The sequence below is a fragment of the Roseovarius sp. genome, from assembly GCF_030373445.1.
In the GTDB taxonomy this organism is placed as follows: Bacteria; Pseudomonadota; Alphaproteobacteria; order Rhodobacterales; family Rhodobacteraceae; genus Roseovarius.
On record NZ_JAUCYU010000014.1, the window covers coordinates 43,011 to 56,175 of the forward strand.

12 protein-coding genes are annotated in these 13,165 nt (G+C 65.8%); 6 read left to right on the forward strand and 6 right to left on the reverse strand.

All coding sequences use genetic code 11. The annotated features are described in order from the left end of the window. Positions 1–4 precede the first annotated feature (4 nt). The 3 genes from QUV18_RS21025 to QUV18_RS21035 all read left to right on the forward strand — a co-directional run bounded on the left by QUV18_RS21025 (position 5) and on the right by QUV18_RS21035 (position 1,788). Complete coding sequence (locus QUV18_RS21025) at positions 5–778, forward strand: DUF6478 family protein (RefSeq protein WP_300896091.1); 774 nt, start codon at positions 5–7, stop codon at positions 776–778. Between the two features lie 11 nt (positions 779–789). Then, a complete protein-coding gene (locus QUV18_RS21030; protein WP_300896092.1) occupies positions 790–1,167 on the forward strand; it encodes a hypothetical protein in 378 nt (125 codons plus the stop codon). A gap of 129 nt (positions 1,168–1,296) precedes the next feature. After that, positions 1,297–1,788 (forward strand): lytic transglycosylase domain-containing protein, encoded by a 492-nt coding sequence (locus QUV18_RS21035; RefSeq protein WP_300896093.1) that lies wholly within the window; start codon positions 1,297–1,299, stop codon positions 1,786–1,788. Between the two features lie 553 nt (positions 1,789–2,341). Here the strand turns inward: QUV18_RS21035 and QUV18_RS21040 are convergent. Both QUV18_RS21040 and mutL read right to left on the reverse strand, forming a co-directional pair. Beyond that, positions 2,342–3,514 (reverse strand): DNA recombination protein RmuC, encoded by a 1,173-nt coding sequence (locus tag QUV18_RS21040; RefSeq protein ID WP_300896094.1) that lies wholly within the window; start codon positions 3,512–3,514, stop codon positions 2,342–2,344. Beyond that, positions 3,511–5,373, reverse strand: a complete 1,863-nt coding sequence (gene mutL / locus QUV18_RS21045) for a DNA mismatch repair endonuclease MutL (RefSeq protein ID WP_300896095.1) — start codon at positions 5,371–5,373, stop codon at positions 3,511–3,513. The genes QUV18_RS21040 and mutL overlap by 4 nt, the downstream gene beginning before the upstream one ends. A 134-nt stretch (positions 5,374–5,507) precedes the next feature. Here mutL and QUV18_RS21050 point away from each other — a divergent pair, with 134 nt between their 5' ends. Then, positions 5,508–6,404, forward strand: a complete 897-nt coding sequence (locus QUV18_RS21050; RefSeq protein ID WP_300896096.1) for an MBL fold metallo-hydrolase — start codon at positions 5,508–5,510, stop codon at positions 6,402–6,404. Between the two features lie 12 nt (positions 6,405–6,416). Next, positions 6,417–6,794, forward strand: a complete 378-nt coding sequence (locus QUV18_RS21055; protein ID WP_300896097.1) for a rhodanese-like domain-containing protein — start codon at positions 6,417–6,419, stop codon at positions 6,792–6,794. A gap of 62 nt (positions 6,795–6,856) precedes the next feature. Here QUV18_RS21055 and QUV18_RS21060 read toward each other — a convergent pair whose 3' ends face one another. The 4 genes from QUV18_RS21060 to QUV18_RS21075 all read right to left on the reverse strand — a co-directional run bounded on the left by QUV18_RS21060 (position 6,857) and on the right by QUV18_RS21075 (position 10,591). Continuing rightward, positions 6,857–7,141, reverse strand: a complete 285-nt coding sequence (locus QUV18_RS21060; RefSeq protein WP_300896098.1) for a hypothetical protein — start codon at positions 7,139–7,141, stop codon at positions 6,857–6,859. A gap of 452 nt (positions 7,142–7,593) precedes the next feature. After that, a complete protein-coding gene (locus QUV18_RS21065; protein WP_300896099.1) occupies positions 7,594–8,709 on the reverse strand; it encodes a hypothetical protein in 1,116 nt (371 codons plus the stop codon). Positions 8,710–8,889: 180 nt separating this feature from the next. After that, positions 8,890–10,221 (reverse strand): ammonium transporter, encoded by a 1,332-nt coding sequence (locus tag QUV18_RS21070; protein WP_300896100.1) that lies wholly within the window; start codon positions 10,219–10,221, stop codon positions 8,890–8,892. Between the two features lie 31 nt (positions 10,222–10,252). Next, positions 10,253–10,591, reverse strand: a complete 339-nt coding sequence (locus QUV18_RS21075) for a P-II family nitrogen regulator (RefSeq protein WP_057812913.1) — start codon at positions 10,589–10,591, stop codon at positions 10,253–10,255. A 246-nt stretch (positions 10,592–10,837) separates the two neighbouring features. On the opposite strand from QUV18_RS21075, the gene QUV18_RS21080 reads away from it, so the two are divergent. Continuing rightward, positions 10,838–13,018: a transglycosylase domain-containing protein gene (locus tag QUV18_RS21080; protein ID WP_300896103.1), complete on the forward strand. Its 2,181-nt coding sequence runs from the start codon at positions 10,838–10,840 to the stop codon at positions 13,016–13,018. Positions 13,019–13,165 lie beyond the last annotated feature (147 nt).

The following is a 13,165-nucleotide window of genomic DNA, read 5'->3' on the forward strand; positions in this document are numbered from 1 at the left end:
CGGAATGGCAGTGTTGAGAAATTCGGTTCTGGACTGGATCGCGCAACGGCGGTCGCTGCGACGGTGGCGGAGCGCGGCGCGGCAGGCGTCGTCTTTTTCTTTCAAGGACTTGCGGAAGGAACGGGCGGCGGCGCGGAAGCTTCGGCACGAGCTGAACGAGCTGATCGCGGTGGCCGATCACCGGCTGGCGCTTCCGGTGATCGGGTCGGCGGTGTTTCCGAAACCGCATGGCACCGACTGGGCCTGGCGGCCGTCGTTGTGGCGCAATCCGCTGGCGGTGCCGGGGATGTCGTCGGCGCAGAGCAACACGCGGCTGGGCGACGAGATCGTGCTGTTCCACGACTGCAAGCATTCCGAGCTGACGCTTCGGCAGGTGCGCAACCTGCGGGAGGCCGACCTGGCGCCGTTCGGGCTTCGGATGGACGTGTTCAACTTCGACGGATCGTTCCTGTCGCTGGCGCTCGATCTGCCGGACGGGGCGGTGCAGGGGTTGACCCGGTCGCACCTTGTGAGGGTGGATACGATCGCCGAGCTGGAGAAGCCGCTGGAGATCTTCGTGCGGCTCAATATCAAGCACGGACCCAATACAGAGCAGCTGGTGAGGGAGCTTCCCCTGAGGGAGGACATGGTGATGGCCGAGTTTGACCTGGCCTATTCGAACATCAATGAAAAAAGGGTCGAGCGCGCCTGGATCGACCTGATCTTCGAGAACCCGCAGATGAGCCAGGTGACGGTGCGGGACCTGACCCTGAGCCGGCGGTTGCGGGCGGAGTTCTGAGGGAGCATTTCATGACCGATCTGACACTCACCAAGACGCGGCTGTTCGAGGGCGTGTGGGAAGGCGTGCTGACCCGGGAGAGCGGCGGGACGGCAACGCCTGAGGTCGAGGTGACGCATCTTCAGATCCCGCTGGACGGTGTCGAGGTCATTGAAAAACCGGAAGAAAAACTGTGGGTGCTGCGGGTGCCCATCCCGGCGGAGGTGATCGCGGACGGGGTGCAGACCTTCCTGATCAGTGACCGGGCGACGGGCGAGAAGATCGGCGATTTCGCCCTGATGTCGGGGGATGCGCTGAGCTATGATATCCGGGCCGAGGTGACCCTTCTGCGGGAGGAGCTGGACATGCTGAAAAGGGCCTTCCGGCGGCATTGCCTGGAGACGACGTGAGGCGGTTCGGCCCGGGTCGGTGACGGGCAGATTCTTGCCGGAACGGCCCGCGATTCGGCTTTCGGGTTGCCGATTCGGCCATTTTCCCCCTTCCTGCGGTCACCACGGGGTTTTGGGACAGGACACCGAATGAATCTGAAGAATATTTTGCTGTGCCTCGGCATGGTCGCGATGGCGGCATGCGGCGAGGCGCGGGAGCCGGAAGTTTCGCGCGCGGCGGCGCCGCTTTTCCCGAACGAGACGCCGGAACTGCGCGTTCTGATCAACAAGTATGCGGATGCCTACGAGGTGCCCCGGCCGCTGGTGCACAAGGTGGTGCAGCGCGAGAGCGATTACCGGCCCAAGGCCCGGAACGGCCCCTATTACGGGATGATGCAGATCCTGCCGGCGACGGCGCGGGGGATCGGGTTCAAGGGCGCGAACAGCGACCTGCTGGATGCAGAGACCAACCTGAAATGGGCGGTGAAGTACCTGCGCGGCGCGTGGCTTGTTTCCGACGGGAACATGGACGAGGCGGTGATGTGGTACGCCAAGGGCTACTACTACGAGGCCAAGAACCGGTGCCAGCTGGTCGAGACGGGCCTGTTGAACCGCGAGATTGCGAAGCACTGCCGCGGGTAGGCGTTTCGTGAGGGTTTGATGGAAAGGCCCCGGGGTTTCCCGGGGCTTTTTTGTTTTTGGGGGGGTGGTGCCACGGTCGCGGTTTGTCACACGCCCGGAACAGAGCCGCGCCATGGCGCGGCGCCGGGCGAGCGCCGGCCCGTCCCCACGGGCAGGCGCTTTGGCAGGTGGGGCATTACGTTTCTTAGGTACGATGTACTCGGCGCCATAAAGTGGCGGCTAGATCTGTTGCAGCGCCTCCCCACGGGCCGGCGCTCGCCCGGCGGGCAATCGGGGGCGATTTTCGGATGGGTCGGTGGGTTGGCACCCACCCTACGGAAACGTTTACCGGCGGGGAGAATGGCCGGGTCGGCGGTGGCGGTCGGTTCGGCAGGGAAATCCGCGTTAACCACCTGAAATCGCCGGGAAAAGCCGATGTCGGTATCGCGTCGGTATTACGTCGGTATTTTGTCGGTGTTTTTTGCGGTGCCGGGAGGCGAGATCAGCGAAACGGGCGGTTCGTGACCGGACCGGGCGCCGGGGGGAGGGAATTGGTAAGGATGGCGGGGTAAGGTTACCCGTCGGGCTTGGTCAACTTGACGATCGTGGGTTCGGTTTCGGGGGCCAGTTCCTCGAAGTCGAAATTGTCGAGGCGCTTGGCGCGGCGGCCGGCCTTGTCGGCGGAGATCTTGATTTCCGAGATGTCCTTGGCCGCCTGGTGGAAGTGGCGGTCGAGGTTTTCGACGCGGTTGCCGAGCCGGTCGACATCGGCGAAGAGCAGGCCCAGTTCGCGGCGGATGGCGCCGGCCTGTTCGCGCATCCGGGCGTCTTTCAGGATGGCGCGCATGGTGTTGAGCGTGGCCATGCAGGTGGTGGGCGAGACGATCCAGACGCGGGCCTCGAACCCCTCGCGGACGAGCTCGGGGAAGTTGGCGTGGAGCTCGGCGTAGACGGCCTCTGACGGCAGGAACATCAGCGCGCCGTCGGCGGTTTCACCGTCGAGGATGTATTTCTCGGCAATGTCCTTGATGTGCTTGCGGACGGAGGTTTTGAGGAAGCGGGCGGCCTCCTGCACCTGCCGGTCGTCGGCGGCGTTGCGGAGAGCCTCGTAGGCCTCCAACGGGAACTTGCTGTCGATGCAGATCGGGCCCGGCGGGTTGGGCAGGTGGATGAGGCAGTCGGCCCGCTTGCCGTTCGAGAGGGTGGATTGCAGCGTGTAGCTGTCGGATGGCAGCGCCTTGGAGACGATGTCGTGGAGCTGGATTTCTCCGAACGCGCCGCGGGTCTGCTTGTTGGACAGGATGTCCTGCAGGGTGAGCACGTCGCCGGAGAGCTTGGTGATGTTCTCCTGCGCCTTGTCGATGGCGGTGAGGCGTTGTTGCAGGTCGCCCAGCGATTGCGCCGTGCGGCGGGCGGAGCCGTGGAGGTTTTCGTTCATCTGCTCCTGCACTTGCGCCAGGCGCTTTTCCATCAGGTGCAGCATGTTGGTCTGGGCCTTCGACTGGGCCTCGGCCACGTGGGTGAGGCCGCCGGAGAGCTGGTGCTGGCCGTCGGAGAGGCCCTGCACGCGCTGGCCGAGATCGCCCATCTGGCGGATCAGGGGTTCGGTGAGCCTTGCCGAGCGGGAGGCCGCGCGGATGGCCGCGAAGAGCAGGATGACGATGAGGAGGAGCAGCACGCCGGCGCCGAGGGCGGCCAGCGTGAGCGGGTCGGAGAGGTTGAGGGTGGTGTCGCCGATCTGGATCATGTGCGCCCGAAGAGCCGTTCGATATCGGCGAGTTTGAGTTCGACATAGGTGGGGCGGCCGTGGTTGCACTGGCCGGAATGGGGGGTTGCCTCCATCTCGCGGAGGAGGGCGTTCATCTCGTCGGCGGACATGCGGCGGCCCGAGCGGATGGAGCCGTGGCAGGCGATGCGGGACAGGATGGCCTCGATGCGGGCGCGGAGGGTGAGGGATTGGCCCTCGTCCGAGAGCTCGTCGAGGATGTCGCGGAGCATGGCGCCGGCGTTGCAGGGGCCGAGGATGGCCGGGGTTTCGCGCACGGCGATGGCGCCCGGGCCGAAGGGTTCGATGGTGAGGCCGAGTTTGGCCAGTTCCTCGGCCTCGTCGAGGAGGCGGGCGGCGTCGGCCTCGCTCAGGTCGACGATCTCGGGGATCAGGAGGGCCTGGGCGCGGACGCCGTTTTCGGCCATCTGGCGTTTGAGTTTCTCGTAGACGAGGCGTTCGTGGGCGGCGTGCTGATCGACGAGGATCATGCCGTCGTCGGTTTGCGCGACGATGTAGTTTTCATGCACCTGCGCGCGGGCGGCGCCGAGGGGGAGGGATTGCGGGCGTGGTTCTTGCGGCTGCTCGTCCGTCTCTGGCGTGACGGCCTCGCGGGTGGGTTCGACGCGGGCGGAGTAGCTGTCCTGCATCTCGGCAAAGCCGGGCGCCTGGGCCTGGTAGGCGGCGGCGCGGGCGGCGGGCGAGGGGCGGTCCATCTGGTAGATGCGGGGGCTGGTCTGCTCGGGGCGCATGGCGCCGAGGGTGGCGCCGGCGACGGTGGAAGAGGCGCGGTGGCCGGCCTCGGCCAGCGCGTGGCGGAGGCCCGAGACGATGAGGCCGCGGGCGAGGCCGGGGTCGCGGAAGCGGACCTCGGATTTGGCCGGGTGGACGTTGACGTCGACCAGCACCGGTTCGCATTCGATGAAGAGGGCGGCGGCCGGGTGCCGGTCTCGGCTGAGGAAGTCGTGGTAGGCGGCGCGGAGGGCGCCGTAGAGCATCTTGTCGCGGACGGGGCGGCCGTTGACGAAGAGGTATTGGGTGACGGCCGAGCCCCGGGAGTAGGTGGGCAGGGCCGCGAAGCCGGTCATGTGCAGGCCCTCGCGGCTGGCGTCGATCGGCAAGGCGTTGTCGGTGAACTCGCGCCCGATGATGCGGGTGAGGCGGCCGTGGAGGGCGTCGAACAGGTCGCCGGTTTCGGCATCGGCGCGGAAGGTGACGCGGCCCTCGCCGCCGCCGGAGGTGTCGCGGAGGGTGAAGCCCGTGAAGGGCTCGGCCATGGCGAGGCGCTTGACGGTGTCGGTGATGGCCTGCGCCTCCGCCCGGTCGGAGCGCATGAACTTGAGGCGCGCGGGGGTGGCATGGAAGAGGTCGCGCAGGGTGACGATGGTGCCGGCGTTGAGGGCGGCCGGTTTGACGGGGCCCAGCTTGCCGCCGGTGACGGCGATTTCGGCGCCGTCGTCGCCCGGGGGCCGGGAGGTGATGGTGAGGCGGCCGACGGCGCCGAGGGAGGGCAAGGCCTCGCCCCGGAAGCCGAAGGAGTGGATGTTCAGCAGGTCGGTGCCGTCGATCTTGGAGGTGGCGTGGCGGGCCAGCGCCAGGGGGAGGTCGCCCGCTGCCATGCCGCAGCCGTCATCGGCCACGCGGATCAGGGTTTTTCCGCCATCGGCATAGGAAATGTCGATGTGCCGCGCGCCGGCGTCGAGGGCGTTTTCCACCAGTTCCTTGACCGCCGAGGCCGGGCGTTCCACGACTTCGCCGGCCGCGATGCGGTTGACGGCGGCTTCGTCGAGCTGGCGGATTATGGGCCGGTTTTGGCTTATATTGGGGCTGATCGTGTTCATTCCGCTAAACCTAGCATGGGTGGGGACGATTCTGCCAGACGGGAACGGCGGTGCCGCGAGAAATGCGGAGCCGGGGGGTTGGAAACGAAACATATTCAATTATCTGTATATGAACTCAGGAACGGAGGGTCGAGATGTTCAGCCGCAGGAGCCCGTCGAACGGGGCAGGATCGCCGGAGGTGACCGGGTTTTACGAGCCCGACACGGGCAGTGTTCAATACGTGGTGGCCGACCCGGCCACGCGGAAGGCGGCGCTGATCGACGTGGTGCTGGATTTCGATCCGGCGAGCGCGAAGACCGGGACGGAGAGCGCGCGGGAGGTGCTGGATTTCGTGAAGGCCGAGGGGCTGGAGGTCGAATGGGTGCTGGATACGCATCCGCATGCCGATCACCTGATGGCGTCAAGCTGGCTGGCGGAGCAGACCGGCGCGCCGAACGCGATTGGCGAGAAGGTGGTGGAGATCGCCCATCTCTGGGCCGATCTCTACAACATGCCGGGCGTGTTCGACCCGGAGAAGGATTTCAGCCGGCTGTTCGCGGATGGGGATACGTTTCGCATCGGCGACCTGGAGGTCAGGGTGATGCTGTCGCCGGGGCATACGCTGGGCTCGATCACTTACGTCGTGGGGGACGCAGCCTTCGTGCATGACACGTTCATGCATGTGGATGTGGGCACGTCGCGGGCGGATTTCCCGGGCGGGTCGTCGAGCGTGCTCTATGACAGTCTGCAGCGGATCCTGGAGTTGCCGGACGAGACGCGGCTCTTCATCGGGCATGACTACCCGCCAGTGAAGGACCGCGAAGACCCGGCGTGGGAGGCCACGGTGGCGGAGCACCGGGAGAAGAACCCGCATGTGGGCGGGGGCGCCTCTCGCGAAGACTACGTGAAGCTGCGGGATGAGCGGGATGCGACGCTCGGCCTGCCGGACCGGATGCTTTACGCGCTGCAGGTGAACCTGCGGGGCGGGCGGCTTCCGGAGAAGGAAGGCGACGGGCACCGGTATTTCAAGATCCCGGCGAACAGATTCTGAGAGGAGAGCGAGATGAAAACGGAAAACGTGGGCGACGCCGTGCTTGAGACATGGACTGTCGAAGAAGTGGCCGAGGCCTTTGACCGCGACGAGATCGTGCTGATCGACGTGCGCACGGTGCAGGAATATTCCTTCGAGCATATCGTCGGCGCGCTTCTGATGCCGATGCCGTTCTTCGAGGCGCGCAAGCTGCCGGGGCAGTCGGACAAGCGGATCGTGTTCCACTGCGGCTCGGGCGTGCGGTCGGAGAAGGTGGCGCGGACATGCATCGAGGCGGGGATGACCCGGATCGCCCATATGGAGGGCGGCTTTGGCGCGTGGAAAGAGGCGAAGAAGCGGTACGTGGGCACGGATATGGCGACGGGGGCGCCGAAGGTGGTGAATGGGTGAAGGAGGGATGCCGGTGTTCGTGGTGGTTGCGGTGAAGGGCGGCGTTGGGCTCATGTTTTCCGTCAGGGCTCGATGACGATGGGGATTTCCGCGATAACCACTCTGTCGAAATTCAGCATTTGCACACCCATGTGCGGTAAGCGGCCCTTGGGTTCATGCCAATGCGTAACCACGCCGCAAATTGAGCATCTGTGGAATTCGATGGTCCGTGTCGCGCGGCGGTAGACGTCCGTTTTTCCGTCCACCTGCACGGTGTCGCGCTTGAAATAGCCCCAGCGCGCTCCGACCCGCGAGCAGAACTCACACGGACAGGCATTCATTTCCGAAGGCAATTCCGGGATGGTCACCGTAACGTTTCCACAGTCACATTGACCCCGCATATTGCACCCCCGGTATGAAAAGTGATCAGGCCCGTATTCTACAGCATCAGGCGTACCGAGAAAGACCGCATTGTTCGCATTGCCGACCTTCATGCAGTGCGCGGCATAGAGCGGTCCAATACCTTAGGCAGCTTTTCCGCCAAGCCCCCGCGCGGAATCGAGGGCGGAGCCCGCCGCGCATCGACGGGCCGTACCGTCGCACCGGAGGTGCGCCGCCTATACACGGCACGCCTTTGGCGTGACGGCACGGCGATTTGGCAGGTGAAGTGCCACGCTCGTAGAATGGATGTCCTTGGCGGGCATAAACTGCCCCTTACCACCGTTGGTTCGCCGTACCACGGCCCGTCGATGCGCGGCTTGTCGGGTGGGGCGGAGGGCTGACCGCCCTGCCGCCGCTCACGCCTTCCGAGACATCTTTCCTACAGCACCGCCCGCGCGACGCGGAGCATCTGGAGCAGGTCGTATTCCGAGTTGTCCAGCTGCACGAGCTGGCCGTTCAGCACGGCGTAGCTCTGGTCCGGGCCCGGCTGGGGCAGGCGGTAGAGGTTGATCAGCTCGTCCTGCGTCAGCGCGGCTGTCGGGGCGATGGGCACGCCGCCGAGGTTGGGCACCTGGGCGAGCTGGTTGACCACCATGAGCGAGGTGTAATCGTCGTCGTCCAGCAGCACGGGCATGCCGTCGATCAGGCCGTATCGCTGGCCGCCCGGGGCGGGGGAGAGGTTGTAGAGCGAGGCGATCTGGTCGGATTGCAGGAGCAGGTAATCGGGGTTCGGGTCGACATCGTAGCCGGAGCCGAGCCACGTGTCGCGGCGGTCGATCCAGAGCGAATCGTAGCGGTCGCGGTCGTAGGACACCCAGTCTTCGTAGCTGATGCCGTCCCTGGCGAGGCCGGGCGGCACGCAGGGCGGGTTCTTCTTGGCGAGGCCCGGCGGGCAGTTGGCATAGGAGATGAGCTGGTCCTGCGGGGTGTCCGCGATGACGAGCTGCGGGGTTGCGAGGGCCAGGCCGGTGGCGGCCAGCACGCGCGTCATGTCGCGGCCGTCGGGCGCGGATGTCGAGAGCAGGCGGGTGACGGCGTTTTCGCGTTCGTCCGGGGTGAAGGCCTTGACGCGCATGTTCTTGTTCTTGCCGTTCGAGGCGAGGTCGGCGTTGCCCTTGGCCTTGTCGGCGTTGCCGTTGGATTTCTGGACGGCCTGTTCGGGCTTGCCCTTGGCCTTGCCGGCGTTGCCGTTGGCTTTCTGGACGGCCTGTTCGGGTTTGCCCTTGGCCTTGCCGGCATTGCCGTTGGCTTTCTGCGCGGCCTGTTCAGGCTTGCCCTTGGCCTTTCCGGCGTTGCCGTTGGCTTTGACCTGCTTCTTCTTGACCTTGGCGTTGCCCTTGGCTTTGCCCTTGCCCTTGGCGTCGGCAAGCCAGACCTGCTGGTCGGAGGCGGTGTCGATGCCATTCAGGGGGGCGTGCCCGTGGATCGGGGCGGCGGCCAGGGAAGTGGAGCCGAGGGCGAGGGCGAGGGCGGAAGAGATACAGATCTTTTTCATGCGGAATGCCTTTCTTTTCGAAAGCAACGCGCCCCCCCCGCCTTGCGTTCCATCGCGGAGGGCGGTGCGCGGTTGTCCGCCGGGGTGGCGGGCCCGTCCGACCCGGGGCGACATGTTGAAAAGGCATAAAAAAACCCCGGGCCGAAGCCCGGGGGAAGTTGCTCCAGGAAAGACGCTTTATCAAGCGTTGGAGAACTCGGGATAGGCTTCCATGCCCATTTCGCTCATGTCGAGGCCGGCGATTTCGGCCTCTTCGCTCACCCGCAGGCCCATGGCGGCCTTGAGGATGAACCAGAGCACGAGGCTGGCGACGAAGGTGAACACGCCGTAGGCGATGATGCCCGTGATCTGTGTCACGATGCTGGCCTCACCATTGTAGAAGACCACGGCGATGGTGCCCCAGATGCCTGCGAACAGGTGAACCGGGATGGCGCCGACGACGTCGTCGATCTTCATCTTGTCGAGCATCGGCACGGTGAGCACCACGATCACGCCGCCGACGGCGCCGATCCAGAGCGACCCGAAGAGCGTGGGGGCCAGCGGTTCGGCGGTGATCGACACCAGGCCTGCCAGGGCGCCGTTGAGCACCATGGTGAGGTCGGGCTTCTTGTACATCGCCTGCGTCAGGATCAGCGCGGTCACGGCGCCGGCCGCTGCGGCCATGTTGGTGTTGGCGAAGATGCGCGAGACGTCCGACACGTCACCCACGGTGCCCATGGCAAGCTGCGAGCCGCCGTTGAAGCCGAACCAGCCCAGCCACAGGATGAACGTGCCCAGCGTGGCGAGTGCGAGGTTCGAGCCCGGGATCGGGATGACCTTGCCGTCCTTGCTGTACTTGCCGATACGGGGGCCCAGCACGATGGCACCGGCCAGGGCGGCCCAGCCACCCACGGAGTGCACCACGGTGGAGCCTGCGAAGTCGGAGAAGCCCATCTCGGACAGCCAGCCGCCGCCCCACTGCCAGGAGCCGGAGATCGGGTAGAGCACGCCGGTCAGCACGATGACGAAGACAAGGAAGGGCCACAGCTTGATGCGTTCCGCCAGTGCGCCCGAAACGATCGAGGCGGTGGCGGCGACGAAGACCAGCTGGAAGAAGAAGTCCGAGCCGATCGAGGCATAGTCGAGGGCCGCGTCGGCCGCGGCCACGCCCACCGGGTCAAGCACGGTGGTCGAGAAGAAGGGACCGACCCAGCCGGCCATGATCCAGCTGTCACCCGGGTACATCAGGTTGAAGCCGATGAGCCAGTACATGATCGCCGCGAAGGAGTAGAGGGCGATGTTCTTGGTCATCTGCATGGTGACGTTCTTCGAGCGGACGAGCCCGCCTTCGAGCATGGCGAAGCCGCAGGCCATGAAGAACACCAGGAAGCCTGCCATGCAGAACAGCAGGGTGGTCATGATGTACGGACCGATTTCGTCGAAGCCCGGGGCCGCGGCCTCCTGGGCGAGGGCGAGTGACGGCAGCGCGGTCAGTGCCGCGGCCCCAAGCCCGAATTTCACAAGACGTTTCATTAGATAAAGCTCCTTTCCCTGCACGCGGTATTTACAGCGCGTCTTCGTTGGTTTCGCCGGTGCGCACGCGCATGGCTTGTCCGATGTCGAGCACGAAAATCTTGCCGTCGCCGATCTTGCCGGTGCGGGCAGTCTTGGCGATGGTTTCGATTACCTGGTCGGCCATCGATGCGGAGACGGCGACCTCGAGCTTGATTTTCGGGACAAAGTTCACGGCGTATTCGGCGCCGCGGTAGATTTCGGTGTGGCCGGATTGAGCGCCGAAGCCCTTAATCTCGGTCACCATCATGCCGCGGACGCCGATCTCGGTCAGCGCTTCGCGAACATCCTCAAGCTTGAACGGCTTGATGGTTGCTACAATGAGTTTCACAGGACACCCCTTTCGGATTCTCAGTGCAAGGGTTAGTTTTGCACCCGCAGAAAAGCCGCCTGACCGGGCATTCGGAAGATGACTCGCAGGGTTGGGCGCGATAGAAACGGGCATCGTGCTTAAAAAATGAGCAGTAAAATTTGTATGCCTATTAAATAGGCTATTCAAAAAGACAAAGCAGGGGTCAACTTTGGACGGAAGGCAGTTTATCATCTGTCCATCGGGCAAGATCCGAATGGGGCGAGCATGAGCAATAATGGTCGGAAGGATCCGCGTCTTGTCGCGGACGATCGGCGCAGGAAAAAGACGGCGAAGCCGCAGGCGACAAAGGCCACCAAGACCACGCGGCGCAAGACGGCGCCGAAGCGGAAGAGCGGGCGCAGAGCGCCGCTGGTGGTGCGGCTGTTCGGGGGGCTGTTCGGCTGGATCTTCCGGCTGATCTGGGCCGCGACCTGGCGGATCACCGCGGTGGTGGTGCTGATCATCGGCATGGCGGTGCTGTATACCTATTCGACCCTGCCGGACGTGCGAGAGGTGCTGGACGGGCGCGCGCGGGGCTCGGTCACGCTGCGGGACCGCGACGGCGAGGTCTTTGCCTGGCGCGGCGACCAGTTCGGCGGCGTGGTGACCGCCGAGACGGTGAGCCCGCACCTGAAGAACGCCGTGGTCGCGACCGAGGACAAGCGGTTCTACCGGCATTTCGGGATCAGCCCGCGCGGCGTGGCCGGCGCGGTTCGCATCAACCTGAGCGAGGGGCGGGGGCCGCTGTCGGGGCATGGCGGCTCGACCATCACGCAGCAGACCGCGAAGCTTCTGTGCCTTGGCGTGAAATACGACAAGAGCGTCTGGGAGAGCGAGCAGGATTACGTGCAGGATTGCCGGCGCGGGTCACTTTGGCGGAAGGCCAAGGAAGCGATCTATGCGCTGGCGATGGAGGCCAAGTACACCAAGAACGAGATCCTCTCGATCTACCTGAACCGGGCCTACATGGGCAGCGGCGCCTTTGGCGCCGAGGCCGCGGCGCAGCGGTATTTCGGGCGCCACGCGGCCGAGCTGACCCCGCAGCAGGCCGCGATCCTGGCCGGGTTGCTGACCGCGCCGACGCGGCTGGCGCCGACCACGAACCTGGAGCGGTCGCATGACCGCGCGGCGACGGTGCTTCGGCTGATGTACCAGCAGGGCTACCTGAGCGAGGCCGAGATGGAGGAGGCGCAGAACAACCCCGCCATGCTGTCGGAGGCGGCGGAGGCCCAGACCGGCGGGTATTTCGCGGACTGGGTGATGGAATCGGGGCCGGACTTCTTCACCCGCGACACGACCGAGGACGTGCTGATCAGCACCACGCTCGACCAGCGCATCCAGCGCGCCGCCGAGGAGGCGCTTCAGGCGGTGTTCGACGAGAAGGTGAAGGACGGATCGAAGGCGCAGGCGGCGATCGTGGTGATGTCGGCCGACGGCGCGGTGCGCGCCATGGTGGGCGGGCGCAAGACCAAGGTGACGGGGGCGTTCAACCGGGCGACCATGGCCAACCGGCAGACCGGCTCGGCCTTCAAGCCGTTCGTCTATGCCACGGCGCTGGAGCTGGGCTACAGCTACAATTCGACGGTGGTGGACGAGCCCTATTGCCTGAACATTCCCGGATCGGGCCAGTGGTGCCCGGAGAACTATACCCGCAAGCATTACGGGCGGGTGACGCTGGCCGATGCGCTCAGGCGGTCGCTCAACGTGCCGGCGGTGAAGGTGTCGGAGGCGGTGGGGCGCGAGCAGGTGCGCAAGGTCGCCTCGGATTTCGGGATCGAGAGCAGCCTGGCGGACGGCCCGGCGCTGGCGCTGGGGGCGTCGGAAAGCACGCTTCTGGAGATGACAGGGGCCTATGCGGGCATCCTGAACGGCGGGTCGTCGGTGACGCCTTACGGGCTGGTGGAGCTGTCGCTCCTGGGCGAGGGCGAGCCGATGATGGGCGCCGGCGGCGGTATCGGCGAGCGGGTGATCCGCGAGGAGGCCGCGAAGGAACTGATGTTCATGATGAACCAGGTGGTGATGACCGGCACCGGCGGGCGGGCGAAGCTGCCCGACCGCGAGGTGGCGGGCAAGACCGGCACGACGCAGGCGGCGCGGGATGCGTGGTTCCTCGGGTTCTCGGCGGATTACGTGGCGGGCGTCTGGATGGGCTACGACGACAACTCGCCCCTGCAGGGGGTGACCGGCGGCGGGCTTCCGGCCGAGATCTGGCGCGAGGTGATGATCCGGGTGCACGAGGGGCTGGAGCCGAAGCCCTTGCCGATGCTGCGCGGGCAGCAGGTGGCGAGCGACCGGGACATCGACCCGCGCCCGCAGCAGCAACCCCAGCAGCAGCCGCAGCAGGGCCGGGGCGAGACCGCGGTGGAGCGAATCCTGCGGGACCTGCTTGGCGGGGGGAACCGGTAGGGGAATGGTGGCGGTGATGCACTGCACGCAGGCCGCCATTCACGATCCGGTGAGAAGCCGCGCATCGCCGGGCCGTGGTGCGGCGAACTAACGGTGGTATTGCCACTTTATGCCCGCAAAGCACCTCGGACCCAACGATGCTGCGCC